Consider the following 15,779-nt stretch of genomic DNA (forward strand, 5'->3'; position numbering starts at 1 on the left):
CCCAGCCGGTCGGAGCCCTCCGCGGCGGACCTACCAATCGCTACGTAAAGGGAGCGGTTCCCGGCGGGGCATCGCTGAACGCGTTACACCGTCGTGTTCGAAGCGAAGGGTTCCGTCTCCCGGTGACGCAGGGTTCGTACCCGCTCCCCAGTCCGAGCCGAGCGGACCGGTCAGTTCTCGGTAGAAATGGCAGGGCCCCTACGTGAGACGGTAGGCGAGCTGGCCGAACGGGCAGGGCTCGACGCCGCGGCCCTCCCATCGTGGCGTCCCGTCGGGGCCGAGCCGAGGCTCGAGAACGACCGTCCGCCCGTCGACGGCCACCTCGGGCCAGGTGGTGTTGAGGTTGTCCATGACGTGGTCCTGGAGCGTCGAGGCGATCTCCATCGCTACACCCTCTGGGGTGTCCGCGAGGTCGTCGAGGCCCTTCACGTTGACGAAGCTCTTCCCGATCAAGTCGGCCACCTTGAGCAGCAGCAGATGGGCGGAGGGCTTGGTGGGGATGACCCAGGTATCGATGTCCGGAATCAGCGCTACGACGTCGCCGGGCCGCGCCGGGTCGAAGTCGATCAGCCGCACATCCCAGCCCGCCACGGGCGAGCCGGCGAAGTCGGCCAGGATGGCGGGCAGCCAGGCAGATACCGAGGCGTACTCCACACGAGTCAAGGTACTGACCAGGGTTCCGACGGGCGACGGGTTTATGCGGGCGCACCCTATGCGCATCCCAGGGCTGGTACCGGTCGCGCTGGCGCAGGCTCCAGGCCAGCATCAATTGGCAATGGGGCCGACTCCTGGTCCGCAACCGCGTTGCACACGCCGCACGGCTCGGACGCAGTACGCCGGCCACCGCACCGCCAGACCCCCGTTGACGAAGCCGTCCCCGAAACAGCCCCGAAGAAGCCGAAAGCGGTATAGGGCGATCGGGTAAACCTGCTGGTCAGCATCCCGGCGGAACGGGCAGGACGGCGCCCTCTCGTAGCGGCGGCCTGTCGTGCCGAGTCGCCGATTCTTGCGATCAAGAAGGCAGGGCGGGTACCGCGCGATGGCGGGCGGACGTGCTCGTGGAGCACGCCGTCGCGATTCCCCGCGTCCGCGGGGTCATGGGCCGGTGTGGATGTGGGAGGCCCACAGGGATGGCCGCGCGCTGGCGAGATCACGCAGCCGCCTGGTGGCGGCGTGCAGGGCGGTAGCCGGGTCGACGGGGATCCTCGCGGTCAGCGCCTTGTAGACATCGTCGGCGAGGCCGACGGCGACGCCGTCGTTGATCGGCCACAACGTGGCGATGACATGCCGGTAGCCGGCGAGCTGGAACGCGGACGCCAGATGGATCGCCTCGTCCGGCAGCCGCCCACCGGGACGGGCGGTCGAGCAGGCGGACAGGTAGGCCAGCTCGGCGTCGAGGCGCAGCCGCGCGACATCGACGACGGTGAACGAACGATCTCGGTGGTCGTGCAGCAGCAGCCGACTGGTCGATGGGTTGGCCAGATCGCTTGAGCCGTGGCAGGCGAAGTGCGCCCATCGTCCGGCGGGAAGCGCGGCGTGCACGGTCTTCCACCGGGCCTGCTCCCCGAGCAGGGCCGTGACTCTGCCGGGCAGATACCGACGCAGCGTGGCGAGTTCCGCCTCGGCTCCAGGCAGGTCGAGGCTGGCGTCGTCACCTGGGTTGCCAGGCGGGGCGGGCGTGCGCGGCATGACGACCGCGACCATCCGCCGTCCGTCGGCATCCGCGTGCTCGACGCTCGCGAGGCGGCGAGCGTGCGCCAGAGCGCGCAGGGTCGGAGTGTAGGAGGACACCACCTGATCGATCACGGTCGATGGGTGGGCCCCGATACGGGTCTCGTGCCGCCCCGCGGCATGCACCGGCAGGAACGACAGCATGCCCGACAGGCACCACCACACCCGCGGCAGCGCGCCTTCCGTGAGGGATGCCGCGAGGAGACCGTGCCGATCCATCTGACGGAGAACCGGACTGGCGAGCCGATCCCACAGCCAACCCAGGGTCGTGGACAGCCGGTCCTGCGCCTGGTCCTTCTCGTCCTTGGTCGTCCGCTGCGAGGACAGCGTCTCCACGGCGGTCATGAAGGCGAGCACCTCGTCGAAGACCGCCTGCGGCGTCAGGTCTCCAAGGTCCACAGGCTCACCGGCCCCGTCCTCGGTGAGAACCAGCGCGTACGAGCCGAACTCGGACACGGCAACCATCACGACCGACCCGCCGGCCGCTGCCCTGGCCAGCTCCGCCGCCGACTGCGGACGCAGGAATCCGTTGAACCCCGACCGGTTCCGGATCTCGGCGACCACCTCATCGAACTGCTCGCGGAGCCTCCGCCGGTACTGGACCAGCCCTCCGACGCCGTTCGGGCGACTGGCGTTCTCACCCGCCCCTGGCAGTGCGCCCCACTCGGCCGGCTCGGGCCGGTCGAGTTCAGCCGCCAGTGCGACGAACCGGTCATGTAACTCCGCGTGCCGTGCCTGGAGATCGTTCAGGTCGCCCCGGGTGTCCAGTGCCTGCCCCAGCAACACCCCTCGCCCTTGTTCGAACAGTTCCAGTGCCCGGTCTGGATCACCCGTCCGAACCGCGCACACCGCCGCGTCGGCGCTCAGCCCGCCCACCTCCGCGAGCAGTTCCTCCCGATCCGCCCGTGGCAACTCGCGCGCCACCACCTCACCCTGCAGGCCGAGCGCCGCGGTAAAACCTTCCACCGCCGCCTCCCACCGACCCCCGGCCGCAGCGGCGCTGCCCCACACCCTCGCGGCGCGAGCGCGTTGACGAGGCGACGCGACCTCCATCCCGGTTGCCTGTCCACTGACATTCATGGCGGCTTCCAGATCCGCGGGGTCGCCCGTTCGCTGAAACCGGACATGCAGGAACGTCGCGAGGTTCGCCAGGTACATGGCCTGCTCGGGATGGTCGGGGACCGCGGCCTCGATCGCCGATCGGCAAGCGTCCACCGCGGCGTTCAACTCGGCCGGTTCGGCGGTCCGTTCAAACCTGGTGTACAGGGCCATCCCCAGGTTTGACAGGTACATGGCCGTGTCGGGATGGTCGAATGGGCTCGCCGCCACCGCTTCCCGAGCCGCCTCTACTGCCGCGTGCAGGTCGGCAAGCTCCCTGGTGCGGTCAAAGCGCACCAGCAGAATCGTTCCGAGGTTCGAAAGGTATCCGGCACGGTCGGGGCGATCGCCGGCGGCGTCCGCCGCCGCCTGGCCCACCTCTACCGCGGCATCCAGATCCGTGGGCTCTCCCGTCCGCCCGAACCGGATCCGCAGGGCGAGCCCGAGGTTGGACAGTGTCCCGGCACGACGCGGGTGACCGGCCCCTGTGGCCGCCACCGCTGCCCGGCACATCTCCACCGCCGCGTCCAGATCCCCGAGCAGGCCGGTCCGCTCGGACCGCACCCGCAGCGCGAGCCCGAGGTTGGTCAGATAGATAGCCCGATCTGGGTGGTCAGGGACGATCTCCACCGCCGCCTTGCCGGCCTCGACCGCCGCATCCAGGTCCGCGAGCTCCCCGGTCCGCCCGAACCGCACCCGCAGCGCGAGCCCGAGATTCGACAGCATTCCGGCGCGGCCGGGCTCGTCCGCGGCGGTCGCCGCCACCGCCGCGCGCGCGACCTCCACCGAGGCTTCGAGATCCGTGAGAGCTCCGGTCCGTTCGAATCTCGCGCGCAGCGCGAGCCCGAGGTCCGACAGGCGACCGGCGAGGCCCGGCTCGCCGGGAGCGGTCGCCGCCACCGCTTCACGGCCCGCCTCGACTGCGGCGTCCAGGTCGGCGAGCGCTCCCGTCGACTGGAACCGGAGCAGCAGGGCGGACCCGAGTGCGGACAGGTAGGCGCCGCGGTACGCATTGCGGGCCGTCGAAGCCGCCACCGCCTCCCTGCACATCTCCACTGCCGTGTTGAGATCCGCGAGCGCTCCAGTCTGCTCGGAGCGGTCCCGCAGAACGATCCCGAGGCCGACCAGGTAAGTGGCACGGCCGGGATCGTCGAGTGCCGCGGCGGCGACTGCCGTCTGGCAGGCTTCCACCGAGGCGTCCAGGTCTGCGAGCGCCCCCGTCCACGAGGACCGTATTCGCAGGGCTTCCCCGAGATTTGCCAGGCGTCCGGCATAGTCCGGGTGGTCAGCCGTCGTGACCTCGACGGCAGCCCGGCTCGCGTCGACCGCGGCGTCCAGATCCGGCAACGCCCCGGTCCGCCCGAACCGCGCGTGCAGGGTGCCCCCGAGATTTGCCAGAAACCGAGCATGATCGGGGTGGTCGAGCGCGGTGGCGTCCACGGCCGCCCGGCCCACTTCCACCGCCGTGTCCAGATCCGCCAGCACTCCCGTCCGCTCGAACCGAACCCGCAGGGTCGTTCCGAGGTTGGACAGATACCCGCCCCAGTTCGGGTGGTCGGGCCCGGTGGCGTCCACGGCCGCCCGGCCCACTTCCACCGCCGTGTCCAGATCCGCCAGCACTCCCGTCCGCTCGAACCGAACCCGCAGCGCGCCGCCGAGGTTCACCAGGTACGCGGAGTGGTCGCGGCCACCGGCGACAGCGGCGTCCACGGCAGCCCGGCCCGCGTCGATGGCGGCATCCAGATCCGCGAGGTCGGCGAGGGCACCAGACCGCTCGAACCGGGCCTTGAGAGCCACCCCGAGGTTCGACAGCAGCGCGGCGCGGTCGAACGAGCCCTCCGGGAACGCGGTGAGCGCGCCGCGCAGGAGGTCGGCGGCCGCGCTCAGGGCGACGACGTCGCCGGTACGCAGACCGCGTTCGAGGAGCTCGACGGACTGGTTGGCCCAGTCGTGGGGAATCGCCGGCGAGACGCGCTGCAGTTGATGGAAGTAGGCCCGAGCCTCCACCGGAATCGCCGCGGGCTGGGCCCGGTGGACGGACTCCAACAGCCGAAGCGCGACGGCCAGATCGTGCTGGTCCTCGCCCACGGGCAACAGCAGATAGCGATACCAGTGCACCATGCCCGCCGAGTAGCAGACATCCAGATCCCTCGCCGGATCATGAACCGCCGCCACCAGCGCCTCTACCTCTGCCAACGCCTCGTCGTCCAGCACGACGGACGCATGATGATCGGTCGCAAATCTGGCGAGACGCGCCCGCACCGCGTCGAGTAGACGTTCCCGCATCTCTGAGCCCTCGTGCTCGCCGTATTGAACCGCCCCGGTCCTGCCCACTCCATGCGCTTTTTCGACGTCGTGCTCACGCCTCACACCGATCACTCAGCAGATCTGACCACGAAGGTTCTGAGCCAGGGCAGGCATCCGCCAGTTCCTCGACGTCGGCACCAGCCTCCCACCTGGCAAACCCCGCACAAGGCAGTTCAGGCAATCGCGCCACGGTCCCGGCCTCACCAGCACAGCGACCACTCACGCCAAACCAAGCCCCAAACCACAGATCTTCGCGGTGATGGGGTCGACGTGTACAAGACCCGTCGAACTTCGCTCGTGTGTAACCAAGGGGTGGTACCGATCGTGCTGGCGTAGGGGGCATGGCCGACCGCACTGCCCTGGGGCAGCTTCTCGATCTACAGGTACTCGCCGCGCAGTCGACGCTGTCGCCTGATGACCTCGTCAACGGATCACACGCCGGGCCGCCCTCAACGGTTTGATCAACGAACGCGATGCTTCTCGCCTGTGTCCGTGACGACGTCTGGCGCCACGAGGCCCGCCGGCGGCAGCTCGGCCCTGGTCGGCGGGGCCGGCCCCGCCGAAGCGGACCGGACGCCCGCGAGGCCGAGGCGCTGCGCCAGGAGCACGGCGTTCACGCGGTCGTGCACGCCGAGCTTGCGGTAGATCTTCTCCTGGTGCTTGACGACGGTGCGGGCCGAGATTCCCAGGCGGCGGGCGATCGCCACCGGGCTCAATCCGTCCGCAAGCAGCGCGAGGACGACGGTCTCACGGTCGGTGAGGCCCGCGTCGGCGGCCCTCGGCCCCGGTAGGGCCGGCGGCTCACCGATGGGCGCGAGGCCGCGTCGGAGGCGGTCGGTCTCGCGCAGGTGGCGCTCGATGGCGACGAGCAGCGGCTGCAGCCGGTCCAGGTAGGCTCGTTCGCGGTCATTGAACTCGCGGCCGGTGCGCGCGGCTCCGACGTAGTGCAGCTCCGAGCCGGCTCGCCGCAGCGGGATCAGAACCTGGGCGAACGAGCCTTCGAAGCGCTCCCGCGCCACCACATGCTCCTCCGAGGTCAGCCAGCCGTCGTCGGCGACCTCGCCCAGTGTCCGCGGTGCGAGGTCGACGCCGGTAGCGAAGCTGCGCACCAGCGGATGGACGGCGACCTCGGACGGCGTCCAGGGAATCCGCCCAGTCCAGGCGCCTCCGTCGAGCACCTGCGACCAGATGCCGCCGCTGGGCCACCGGACCTGGAAACAGCCGGCGAGACGAGCGTGGAGCACGGCCGCCAGTTCTCCGCAGACAGCCGGCCAGAACTCATGCGGGTTGTCCAGCAGCGAGATTGTCAAGTCCAGCAGCCGGTTCAGTTCGGCGTGTGACGGTGCTCCCACGATCTGCATCATGGCAGCCCGAGCGCGTCTCATCTACGCAAATCCTCGTATAGCCGGCACGGCGATCGCGCGGCATTCTCTTCGCAAGGGGACGACCGGTGGGTCCGTGGTGTCCGCGGCCGACGCCTGGTTTCGGACGGAGTCCCGGCGCTGCCCGCCGTGGTCCACTCGCCGTCCACGAAACCTGATCGGCCCGACTGCCGGGCTGTTCTCGCGTCCAGACCGTCATGGAGGAGTGATTCTTCGCGATGCCTACCGACAAGCCCGCCATTGTTTTGATCCACGGGGCGTTCGCCGATGCGTCCGGTTGGAGTGATGTGGTCGCGAGGCTTCAGGCCCTCGGCTTCACCTGTTACGCCCCGGCCAACCCGTTGCGCGGTGTGATCAGTGACGGTGAGTATATCCGCGCGTTCGTCTCCACTATCGACGGCCCGGTCGTGCTGGTCGGGCATTCTTACGGTGGCAGTGTGATCACCAACGCCAGCACGGGGAACGCCAACGTCAAGGCCCTGGTCTACGTTGCCGCCTTCGCGCCGGAGGAGGGTGAGGCGCTGGGTGCCGCGCTCGCGCTGGGTGACGGGAGCACCGACCTGGCCAAGCATCTGGTGCTCCGGCCCTATCCGGGCGCTCCCGAGGGCGACGCCGACGCGTATATCGATCCGGAGTACTTCCACGAGTTGTTCTGCGCCGATGTCGACGCGGGGCAGGCGGCGGCCATGGCGTCGAGCCAGCGCGGCTTCGCCGCGTCGTGCCTGTCGACGCCGTCGGGGACGCCAGGGTGGCGCACGATTCCGAGCTGGTATCTCGTGGCGGCGAACGACGCAACGATCCCACCGGAGGCCGAGCGGGTGATGGCGGCGCGCGCCGGCGCGCACACAATCGAGGTGGCCAGCTCCCACGTGGCCATGGTCAGCCACCCGGTGGAGACGGCCGACCTGATCATCGCCGCCGCCAGCTGACGATCGCCGAGCCCGGCCCACCGGCGGTCCCCACGCTCGGTGGACCGGGCTCGGCGCGCGGGTCCGCTTCGATCTCGCTGCTGCCCACCCGCCACCGCCTTGCGGTAAATCGGGCATGTGTAGCCCGGGGTGTGCCGGCCATGCTTGCCGGCTAGATCTCCTCGTCCTTCGCCATCTCGTCCCATGGAAGATCGCGAAGATCGAGGCCAGCGGTCTCATCCGACGGGAGCACCGCGGTGGGCTGCATCCACACCACAACGAGCCGCGATCGGTACAGAGGCGCGTCCGGACCGGTGTCTACGGCGCTGGACTCGAACATCCCGACGCAGATCACTCGGGGCAGCAGTTCCTCGGGTCCGAAGGGTAGGTGCCGCCCGGGCTGTGCTTCCGGATACTCTCTGATCGGTGGAATGACGTGCACAGGCGATCCGGGAAAGCGGTGCGCACCCTGCTGCGGCAGATTTGCGACCATCCTGTCATTGATGTATCTGAACGGGTAGCCCTCGATCAGGCCGTCGTACGTTCCCGTCATCCAGACCTGGCTGAGATAGGTCCGGCGGCCGGACGACAGTGTGATCATGGTGAGGGCCATGCCCCGCAGGCTACCGCCAACGGCTACTTCTTGATCACAGGTGCATGTCGGGCGCCAGCGCCGGGCACGTTGTGTGTGCAATCCGGGGGCGTGCGCGACCAAGGGCTGGTACCGATCTTGGTCGTGCGCGCCCGCGCCGCCGCGCGGTACGCCGGGTGAACGCTTTCTATGGTGTCGGTACGGGGGGTTCTTCTCCGCAACGACGGCCCGGAGGCATCCTGTGACAAAGTCGTTGTACGAGCACGCGGGCGGCGACGAGGGCCTGCATCGACTCGAGGAACTGTTCTACGCGAAGGCACTGGCTGACCCGGTGCTGCGGACACTGTTCACCGAGCGGGTGGCGACCCACGTCGACCACCTGACGTGGTTCACCGCCGAGTCGTTCGGCGGACCTGACCGTTTCACCAGGCAGCTTGGCTTCCAGTATCTCATCGACGTGCACCGCGGTCTGAAGATCACCGATGAGCAGCGGGACAGGTTCGTCACCGCGTATCTCGAGGCGCTGGACGAGGCCGGCATGCCAGACGACGCGCCGTTCCGGCAGGCGTTCCGCGAGCATGTCGAGTTCGGAGCCCAGGTCGCTCAGCAGAACTCTCACGCCGTCACTGACTCCGATCTGCACCCCATCCGCGAGGTACCGACCTGGAACTGGCCGGAGGACTGATCGAAGTGGAGTCCGCCGACACGGGCTCCGCCTCGCGTGTGCGGCGCGGCGGTGGTACCGGTCGTGGTCGGCCAGGATGGCGGGCAGCCAGGCAGATACCGAGGCGTACTCCACGCGAGTCAAGGTACTGACCATGGTTCCGACGGGCGACGGATCTACGCCGAAGCACCCTATGTGCAACCCGAGGCTGGTACCGATCGTCCTGGCTCACGCCGAGCTGGTTACACCGTGGCGAAGGCCGTGAGGATCGCGTCGCGGACCACGGATGGTTGTTCGACCCAGGGGGCATGCCCGGCGGCGTCGAACACGATCCGGCTTGCGGCAGGCAGGGCCGCGAGAAGGGAGTCGGTCGCCTGCCAGGGGCGCGGGTCGTCAGAGCCGAGGAGCATGGTGACCGGTCGACGCAGGCCGGCGGCAAGGGTGAGGAGATCCGCCGTGTCGCGATCCGCCCAGAGCTGCCGATGGGCCGCGGCGTTCACCTCGACGTCCGGGGGGCGGGTAGCCCACAGGGCGGCGGCGTGGTCGAGGGCGGCGGGACCAGGCGAGAAGTCAGGCCGCCACTGCAGCAGGCACCACTCGCGCTCCTCGGCTGGGTCACGTTGGCGACTGCCAAGCTCTGTCCACCGAAGCAGGTCCGCTCCCAGACGGCGCTCCCGCTCGGCGACGTATCCGTCACGAAATCCGTCGCCCGCGCCGACTCCGGCGATGTAGACGACGCCGGCGACATGGCCGGGAAAATGCGCGGCGTAGCGCAGGGCGAGCTCGGCGCCCCAGGAGTGCCCGACCACGCCCCAGCGATCGACTCCTAACGCGGCCCGCAGCTGGTCCAGGTCGTTCACAGCCTGCTCGACGGTGAACCGCCCGCCGCCGCCGTCAGTGGACCGTCCGCAGCCGCGCTGATCGAATCTGATCACCGTGAACACGTCGTCCAACAGCGCGGCCAGGGGCGCGAGGTAATCCCACAGTCCCGGGCCGCCATGGCACAGCACAAGTGGTGGGCCGTTACCGCTGACCGCGGTCCACAACAGCGTGCCGTCGGACAGCTCGACCACGCCGTGATCCTATAACCGTGATCCCGGAGCGGTGCCGATCGCGCTCGCTCACAGACCAGGCGCGGTCGTGTTCCCGATCCACGTCGACCGAGAAACGGGTTGCCGTCGTCGCCAGGCGCCCTTACCGTCCGGCGCGTGAATCTTCGCCGTGAGTCAGCCCGTGATCGGGAGTCCGTGCGAAACGTCGTCACACGGGCATTCGGCGGCGAGCACGGAAAGGTCGTGTCGGGCCTCGTCGACGACCTTCGCGCCACCATCACGCCTGGTGACGGCCTTTCGCTCGTCGCCGAGCACGATGGCAAGGTCGTCGGTCACGCGATGTGGACACGCAACCTGCTCGACGCGCCCCGGCGGCTGGTCGAGGTCCAGGTCCTCAGCCCACTGGCGGTGGTTCCCGAGCACCAGAAACGCGGTATCGGCTCGGCCCTCATCCACCGCGGACTCGACATCCTCGCCGAATCCTCGGTGCCCCTCGTCTTCCTCGAGGGTGACCCCGGCTACTACCGTCGCTTCGGCTTCGTGCCCGGCGGGGACCTGGACTTCCGCAAGCCGTCGCTGCGCATTCCGGACGCGGCCTTCCAGGTCGTCACACTTGCGGCCTACCAGCCGTGGATGACGGGGACACTGGTCTACTCGGAACTGTTCTGGCGGCACGACGCGGTCGGTCTCCGCGAGCCCGAGACGGAGACGATCACCTAGTTGGACGTGCGCGACCCGGGGCCGCTACCCGGCGCCTTTGCGTAGGGCGGGTCACGTCTGGTGGCGGCCCGCCGTGAGCGGTCAGGCCGCGAGCCCTGGGACCACGTCATGCCGGGCGAGCAAGGTGAGCAGGGGTTCGTGGCCTTGGTGATGTCCCACTGCTTCGCGGCGAGGCCGGCGATCCGGACGCCTGCGAGGTTGTTCTCGTACACGCCCGGGCGCTGCTGGTCTGACCCCCGGAAGGCGGGCCCCGCCGACGTCAGGCGTCCCAGCGGATGTGGCGAATTTGGACGGCGAGTTGGCGGGCCTGGCGAATGAGCGGTCTGGTCGCCTCTGGCGCGAGGGCGATTCCCGCGTGTGTGGCGATGTCGTCGGCGACGGCGGAGATGGACAGCTTGTCCGTGTGGACGTGACGGGCGAACGCGGGCATCTGGAGGATGTCGAGGGAACGGCTGAGTCGGCGGCCGCTGTAGCTGCGGGAGGTTTCGCCGCGGCGGTGGATGCGCCTGGTCATGGTCGCGGGGGTCGCGAGCAGGGTGACGTAATGGACGCGGTGTCCGGCGGCTGTGACCGCGGCCGTCAGCTCGGCGAGCAGTTCGGGATTGAGGACGGTCATGGGTGCGATTACGGGGTCCTCGCCGCCTTGTAGGGCCAGAGTGAGCATCTCGCCTACCGCGTGCGGCCACAGGGGGATCTGTCGGAAGTCGATGCGCCGAGCCTTTGGCAGCATCTTGCGCATCGCGAAGCCGAGGTGTTCGGGGTCGCTGACGAAGCTTCCGGGCAGTCTGCGGTGGAGGTTGTAGGCGACCTGGGTCTTCCCGACGGCGTTCGGACCGTTGATCCAGATCAGGGTCGCCACGGCGGGAAGCATAGCCAAGCAGGATTTCGAAAAGATCGGGCGTCCGGGCAACCTCGTGTCCACCACCACCACCACCGGCCGCCGCCTCCGAGCTACGTGCCGATGCGCGCGCGGGGTATGTCGTACACGACGTGGGTGACACGGCTGCCCTGGATGATCTGCGCGGCGTCCGCGAGCAGGACGGGGTCACCGGGCCCACCTACGCCGAAGAACGGCCGGCCGGAGCCGAACACCACTGGCACTACGCTCATCACTACGCGGTCGATAAGCCCGAGCCGCAGTGCCTGGCCGCCGACGTTCCCAGCGGTGACCGTGACGTCACGATCACCTGCGTACTCCCTTGCCTGTGTGATCGCGGCCCTGACGTCGTCGACGAACGTGAACGGCGCCTCGTCGGCGTAGTCCCAGGCAGTCGGTGCCTTGTGGGTGACCACGAAGACATGCTCGCCGGCCGCCGGGCGTCCGTGCCAGCCGTTGGTGAGGTCGAACAGCCGCCGCCCGATCACCGCGGCGGCCACGTTCGCGTGCTGGGTCAGCATGAACTCGGCGGACGCGTGGGTCGTGTGGAACGCCCGCTCGTCGTCGTGAAAGGTCCAGGTGACCTCGCCGTTGCCGTACCAGTCGAACAGCGGTCCGACTGCGTCGTCGAGGTCGGCGACGAACCCGTCCAGGGAGACCGCCGCACTCATGATCGCGATGCCCATGTCTGTTCTCTTCCGCTTGGAGTACCGACGGAGGGGCAGACTGGGCGCGAGCCCTCAACTCATCGGTTGACGAGAAGTGTGGTGAACCGGGTACGGGGACCACGGTTCCGCATCGGAACGGTGAGCCGGGCTCCTGAGTGCGGGCTGCCACTGCCCTGTGCTGTCGGTCGACAAGCCAGCCGCCTTCGCGCCAGGGTTACGGTGACGTCGTCAGGGGCGGTTGAGTGCCCAGGCGGCGGCCAGGGCCAGACCTGTGAAGAGAAGCACCAGCACTACGCCGCCGAGGAAGAAGAACCCGACCGTCTTCACCAGCGCGACAGCCACCGGGACGGTGGCGGCCAGGACGAGGAAGCCGCGGGCGGTGACTGGTGCCCGCAGCAGCGTGAGCCACGTCCTGGCCGGGCCCTGCCCTTCCTGGCTCAGGTCCGTCATCACGGCCGGGACCAGTCGCAGCGTCCCCCACGACAGGGCGGCGAACGCGACGGACAGTCCGAGGGCGTAGAGGAAACCGACTGCGCTGCCGAACGCGTTGAACGACGCACCAGCGCCGACGGCGGTGCAGACGAACGCGAGGTACCAGGGCACGGTCCGGTCCTGTCGGGCCTGGCCGGCCAGCCGGCGAGCCTGCGCCATGCGCTCGGCGCGCCGAGCGCCCCTCGTGGAACCCGCGACGTCCATCGGTGATCTGCTCCCTCCGCACGGCTCACGAACCCACTGATGCTCCACGTCCATCGTCTCGCCCCGGATCCGAGGACGCAGGGAATCGCCGGATTCGGCCGCAGGCCATGGCTCGCGAGCCATGGCCTGCGGCGCTTCCTCCGTCGGCGGTCTCAGGCCGCCGACAGGGCGGTCAGGTGCCGTGACAGGAATGGCCGGCGCGACGACCGAGGTCAGGGGTGTCCGTCGCCGATCCGGAGACGTTGCGGCGGTCGCTGGCGGGCTTCGGACGCTCGATGACTGGCTGTAACCCCGGCACGCCGACATGCCCCGGATGCAGGCGCGTGCGCGGCTCCGGCGGTCGCCCAACGGGGTGGGCCCGTGTCGGAGTGAAGTGTCGATGGTGTAGGAATTGTGCTGATCAGTTCACTACGGGTGTTTGATCATGATATGGGCCGCTTGGCCGGGACTCGACGAGGAAGGACGTGGATGTCCGACCAGCAGCAGGAACTCGGCGCCGCCACCGCGCAGCCGGAGCCAGCCGAGATCGACGTGACCCGGCCGAGCATCGCCCGGGTGTATGACGCGGTCATCGGCGGCAAGGACAACTTCGAGGTCGACCGGGCCATCGCCGCGGAGGCGCTGCGGATCGTGCCGGAGATCGGCGACGTGGGCCGGTACAACCGGGCCATCCTCCGTCGGGGCGTCACCTTCCTGGCCAGGGAGGCCGGGATCCGCCAGTTCGTCGACCTCGGCTCGGGGCTGCCGACCGTCGAGAACACGCACCAGGTGGCTCAGCGCCACGCGCCGGACGCGCGGGTCGTGTACGTCGACAACGACCCGATCGTGCTCGCGCACGGGCGTGCCCTGCTGGCCGAGAACGACAACACGGACGTCGTCACCGCCGATCTGCGCGAGCCGGCCGACGTCCTCGCCCGCCCCGAGATCGCCAAGCACATCGACCTGTCCCAGCCGGTGGGTGTGCTCCTCATCGGGGTCATCCACCATCTCGGTGACGACGAGGACCCGGACGGGATCGTGGCCACCTACCTGGACGCCGTGCCGTCAGGGAGCTACCTCTTCCTGACCCACTTCTGCGCGTCCAGCCCGGATGCTCTGGCGCTCGAGGACGCCATGCTGCGAGATCTGGGCACCGGTCGGTTCCGCACCCTGGAAGAGATCACCGGTTACTTCCAGGGGCTGGAACTACTGGACCCGGGTGTGGTCTACCTGCCCGAATGGCGGCCCGACGAGCCGGTGAACCACCCGTTGACGGTGGGGCAGCGCCTGATGGCCGGCGGGATCGCTCGCAAGCCGTAGCTGTTGGCGTATGTCTGTGTCCAGGCGGCTGAAGCCGGGGGTGGCGGGTCAGGAGACCGGCGACGTCGCCAGGTGCCGTGACAGGAAACGGCCGGCGCGGTCGAGGGCCTCGTCGGCCTCGTCCAGCGCCCCGGTGAAGTTCTGGAACACGTGGGGAACGCCCGGCCAGACCTCCAGCGTGACGTCTACGTCATGAGCACCCGCCTGACCGGCGAGGCGCACGGCGTCGTCGAGCAGGATCTCGTGTGACCCGACCTGCGCGAGCAGGGGTGGGAGCCCGGAGAGGTCGGCGAGCACCGGGCTGGCCAGCGGGTCCGAGGGGTCGTGGCCGGCGAGGTACCAGTCGGCGAGGGTTCCGAGACGCTCGCGGGTGAAAAGCGGGTCGATGCCCTGCTTGGTCCGCAGGCTCGCGCCGGCGAGGGTGAGGTCGGTCCACGGCGAGAGGACGACGGCGGCCGCTGGCTGGGGGAGCCCGGCGTCCCTGACCGCCACCAGCGCGGCGACGGCGAGGCCGCCCCCGGCCGAGTCGCCCGCCACGGCGACGCGGTCGGGACCGATTCCGGAGTCGAGCAGTTCGCGGTAGGCGGCCAGGGCGTCGTCCACGGCGGCCGGGAACGGGTGCTCTGGCGCGAGGCGGTAGTCGAGGGACACCGCCTTCGTTCCGGCTCGGCGTGCGAGCAGCACCGCGAGCCGCGCACCGGTTCGGGCCGATCCGATGGCATACCCGCCACCGTGCAGGTAGAGCAGCACCGTGCCCCCGTCGGCTCCCGCCCGGCCGTCGCGGCTGTCGGCGCCGGCGACGTCGAGCACGAGCGCGGGGCGTCCGCCGAGGGTCGAGTCGCGGGCGGTGACGTCGCCGGGCGGCGGCTGGGCCTGTCGCTGCTCGAACGCGTCGCGCTGCTGCTCGATGGAGGCGGTCTGGTCGTAGGGTGCGTTCCGCAGCAGGGCATCCACCGCGTCGCGCTGTTGCTGGCTCATGTCGGACCTCCATCCACGCTGACGACCCCCGTGGGACGATGGATTCCCGGGAATCCATCGCATGCTCGCAACCGGATTCCTGGGAACTAGATTCCAGGGAATCCAGTGAGTGGGTGGATGGCGACCGAGGTCACGCAGTTGTTCATCGATCTCGTGCGGGTGGAGACCCGGCTCTACAACGCGGTCGACGCGCGGCTCCGGGCGGCGCACGGACTCACCGCCGGGCAGTACCAGCTGATGCAGATCATCAGCGAGCGCGACACCTGCCGGGTCCTCGACCTCGTTCAGGAGACCGCCATCACCGTGGGCGCCGCGAGCAAGGCCGTCGACCGCCTGGAGGCCGCGGGCTGGTGCCGCCGCGCCGCCAACCCGGACGACCGTCGCTCGTCGCTGCTCTCGCTGACCCCGGCGGGATCAGGGCTGCTGGCCCAGGCCCGTCCGACCTTCGAGGAGGAAGTGGCGGCCCGTGTCGTCGGCGTCGTCACCGGGCCGGCTCTCCAGCAGACCGCGATCTCTCTCGCCGCGCTGCGCTTCAGCCTGGAACGGCATCAGCGCGCCGGTGAAGCCTGAACCAGCCCTCGGGCCGGTCAGGCCCGGGATGCGTGTTCTCCTTCTCAGCCGATGACCGCCGGCGCGAGGGCGGCCGCCGTCAGGCGGGCCGGGGTGCCGGTGCCGTCGGCTGGGACGGTCCACAGGTCGGCGCCGTAGCCGCCGGCGAGGGCGTAGGCGACGGTGTGGTCGTCGAGCCACACGGCCTGGTCATCGACGCTGCGAAGAACGGGCCTCCCCTCGGGGAGGCCCGTTCCA

The 15,779-nt window shown here is 69.7% G+C and carries 15 protein-coding genes; 5 read left to right on the forward strand and 10 right to left on the reverse strand.

What is annotated here, in order from left to right:
- Positions 1–198: 198 nt before the first annotated feature.
- The 3 genes from FRCN3DRAFT_RS0216415 to FRCN3DRAFT_RS49545 all read right to left on the reverse strand — a co-directional run bounded on the left by FRCN3DRAFT_RS0216415 (position 199) and on the right by FRCN3DRAFT_RS49545 (position 6,488).
- Positions 199–654 (reverse strand): hypothetical protein, encoded by a 456-nt coding sequence (locus FRCN3DRAFT_RS0216415; protein ID WP_027140654.1) that lies wholly within the window; start codon positions 652–654, stop codon positions 199–201.
- 441 nt (positions 655–1,095) lie between these two features.
- A complete protein-coding gene (locus FRCN3DRAFT_RS0216420; RefSeq protein ID WP_007517651.1) occupies positions 1,096–5,115 on the reverse strand; it encodes a CHAT domain-containing protein in 4,020 nt (1,339 codons plus the stop codon).
- Between the two features lie 482 nt (positions 5,116–5,597).
- Positions 5,598–6,488: a response regulator transcription factor gene (locus FRCN3DRAFT_RS49545; RefSeq protein WP_198535985.1), complete on the reverse strand. Its 891-nt coding sequence runs from the start codon at positions 6,486–6,488 to the stop codon at positions 5,598–5,600.
- 248 nt (positions 6,489–6,736) lie between these two features.
- Between FRCN3DRAFT_RS49545 and FRCN3DRAFT_RS0216430 the strand changes: the two genes are divergently transcribed.
- The gene (locus tag FRCN3DRAFT_RS0216430) at positions 6,737–7,447 is read left to right on the forward strand and encodes an alpha/beta hydrolase (protein WP_007517648.1); all 711 of its coding nucleotides are present in this window, start codon (positions 6,737–6,739) and stop codon (positions 7,445–7,447) included.
- A gap of 151 nt (positions 7,448–7,598) precedes the next feature.
- Here the strand turns inward: FRCN3DRAFT_RS0216430 and FRCN3DRAFT_RS0216435 are convergent, their stop codons facing one another.
- Positions 7,599–8,039 (reverse strand): hypothetical protein, encoded by a 441-nt coding sequence (locus FRCN3DRAFT_RS0216435; RefSeq protein WP_007517646.1) that lies wholly within the window; start codon positions 8,037–8,039, stop codon positions 7,599–7,601.
- A 220-nt stretch (positions 8,040–8,259) separates the two neighbouring features.
- On the opposite strand from FRCN3DRAFT_RS0216435, the gene FRCN3DRAFT_RS0216440 reads away from it, so the two are divergent.
- Entirely contained in the window at positions 8,260–8,703 is a 444-nt protein-coding gene (locus FRCN3DRAFT_RS0216440) for a group II truncated hemoglobin (RefSeq protein ID WP_007517645.1), read from the forward strand.
- Positions 8,704–8,924: 221 nt separating this feature from the next.
- Here FRCN3DRAFT_RS0216440 and FRCN3DRAFT_RS0216445 read toward each other — a convergent pair whose 3' ends face one another.
- Positions 8,925–9,755: an alpha/beta fold hydrolase gene (locus tag FRCN3DRAFT_RS0216445; RefSeq protein ID WP_007517643.1), complete on the reverse strand. Its 831-nt coding sequence runs from the start codon at positions 9,753–9,755 to the stop codon at positions 8,925–8,927.
- 135 nt (positions 9,756–9,890) lie between these two features.
- Here FRCN3DRAFT_RS0216445 and FRCN3DRAFT_RS0216450 point away from each other — a divergent pair, with 135 nt between their 5' ends.
- Positions 9,891–10,454 carry a GNAT family N-acetyltransferase gene (locus FRCN3DRAFT_RS0216450; protein ID WP_027140655.1) on the forward strand — a complete coding sequence of 188 codons (564 nt, stop codon included), beginning with the start codon at positions 9,891–9,893 and terminating at the stop codon, positions 10,452–10,454.
- A gap of 259 nt (positions 10,455–10,713) precedes the next feature.
- Here the strand turns inward: FRCN3DRAFT_RS0216450 and FRCN3DRAFT_RS0216455 are convergent, their stop codons facing one another.
- From FRCN3DRAFT_RS0216455 to FRCN3DRAFT_RS0216465, 3 genes are all read right to left on the reverse strand, one after another.
- The gene (locus FRCN3DRAFT_RS0216455; RefSeq protein ID WP_007517640.1) at positions 10,714–11,388 is read right to left on the reverse strand and encodes an ATP-binding protein; all 675 of its coding nucleotides are present in this window, start codon (positions 11,386–11,388) and stop codon (positions 10,714–10,716) included.
- A 17-nt stretch (positions 11,389–11,405) separates the two neighbouring features.
- Entirely contained in the window at positions 11,406–12,017 is a 612-nt protein-coding gene (locus FRCN3DRAFT_RS0216460) for a dihydrofolate reductase family protein (protein WP_007517638.1), read from the reverse strand.
- Positions 12,018–12,227: 210 nt separating this feature from the next.
- Positions 12,228–12,695 (reverse strand): hypothetical protein, encoded by a 468-nt coding sequence (locus FRCN3DRAFT_RS0216465; protein ID WP_007517636.1) that lies wholly within the window; start codon positions 12,693–12,695, stop codon positions 12,228–12,230.
- A 468-nt stretch (positions 12,696–13,163) separates the two neighbouring features.
- Here FRCN3DRAFT_RS0216465 and FRCN3DRAFT_RS0216470 point away from each other — a divergent pair, with 468 nt between their 5' ends.
- Positions 13,164–13,994 (forward strand): SAM-dependent methyltransferase, encoded by an 831-nt coding sequence (locus tag FRCN3DRAFT_RS0216470; RefSeq protein WP_007517634.1) that lies wholly within the window; start codon positions 13,164–13,166, stop codon positions 13,992–13,994.
- A 48-nt stretch (positions 13,995–14,042) separates the two neighbouring features.
- Here FRCN3DRAFT_RS0216470 and FRCN3DRAFT_RS0216475 read toward each other — a convergent pair whose 3' ends face one another.
- Entirely contained in the window at positions 14,043–14,972 is a 930-nt protein-coding gene (locus FRCN3DRAFT_RS0216475; RefSeq protein ID WP_007517632.1) for an alpha/beta hydrolase, read from the reverse strand.
- Between the two features lie 117 nt (positions 14,973–15,089).
- Here FRCN3DRAFT_RS0216475 and FRCN3DRAFT_RS0216480 point away from each other — a divergent pair, with 117 nt between their 5' ends.
- Positions 15,090–15,542, forward strand: coding sequence for a MarR family winged helix-turn-helix transcriptional regulator (locus tag FRCN3DRAFT_RS0216480; RefSeq protein ID WP_007517631.1), 453 nt, complete (start codon positions 15,090–15,092; stop codon positions 15,540–15,542).
- Between the two features lie 44 nt (positions 15,543–15,586).
- Here the strand turns inward: FRCN3DRAFT_RS0216480 and FRCN3DRAFT_RS53110 are convergent, their stop codons facing one another.
- Positions 15,587–15,724 (reverse strand): hypothetical protein, encoded by a 138-nt coding sequence (locus FRCN3DRAFT_RS53110; RefSeq protein ID WP_007517629.1) that lies wholly within the window; start codon positions 15,722–15,724, stop codon positions 15,587–15,589.
- Between the last annotated feature and the right edge of the window lie 55 nt (positions 15,725–15,779).

It is taken from the genome of Pseudofrankia saprophytica (assembly GCF_000235425.2).
Taxonomy (GTDB): Bacteria; Actinomycetota; Actinomycetes; order Frankiales; family Frankiaceae; genus Pseudofrankia; species Pseudofrankia saprophytica.

Bases quoted from the DNA above. Each gene is read 5' to 3' on its own strand.
- FRCN3DRAFT_RS0216420 (WP_007517651.1), bottom strand. From the start codon at position 5,115: ATGCGGGAACGTCTACTCGACGCGGTGCGGGCGCGTCTCGCCAGATTT.
- FRCN3DRAFT_RS0216430 (WP_007517648.1), top strand. From the start codon at position 6,737: ATGCCTACCGACAAGCCCGCCATTGTTTTGATCCACGGGGCGTTCGCC.
- FRCN3DRAFT_RS0216435 (WP_007517646.1), bottom strand. From the start codon at position 8,039: ATGGCCCTCACCATGATCACACTGTCGTCCGGCCGCCGGACCTATCTC.
- FRCN3DRAFT_RS0216460 (WP_007517638.1), bottom strand. From the start codon at position 12,017: ATGGGCATCGCGATCATGAGTGCGGCGGTCTCCCTGGACGGGTTCGTC.
- FRCN3DRAFT_RS0216465 (WP_007517636.1), bottom strand. From the start codon at position 12,695: ATGGACGTCGCGGGTTCCACGAGGGGCGCTCGGCGCGCCGAGCGCATG.
- FRCN3DRAFT_RS0216470 (WP_007517634.1), top strand. From the start codon at position 13,164: ATGTCCGACCAGCAGCAGGAACTCGGCGCCGCCACCGCGCAGCCGGAG.
- FRCN3DRAFT_RS0216475 (WP_007517632.1), bottom strand. From the start codon at position 14,972: ATGAGCCAGCAACAGCGCGACGCGGTGGATGCCCTGCTGCGGAACGCA.
- FRCN3DRAFT_RS0216480 (WP_007517631.1), top strand. From the start codon at position 15,090: ATGGCGACCGAGGTCACGCAGTTGTTCATCGATCTCGTGCGGGTGGAG.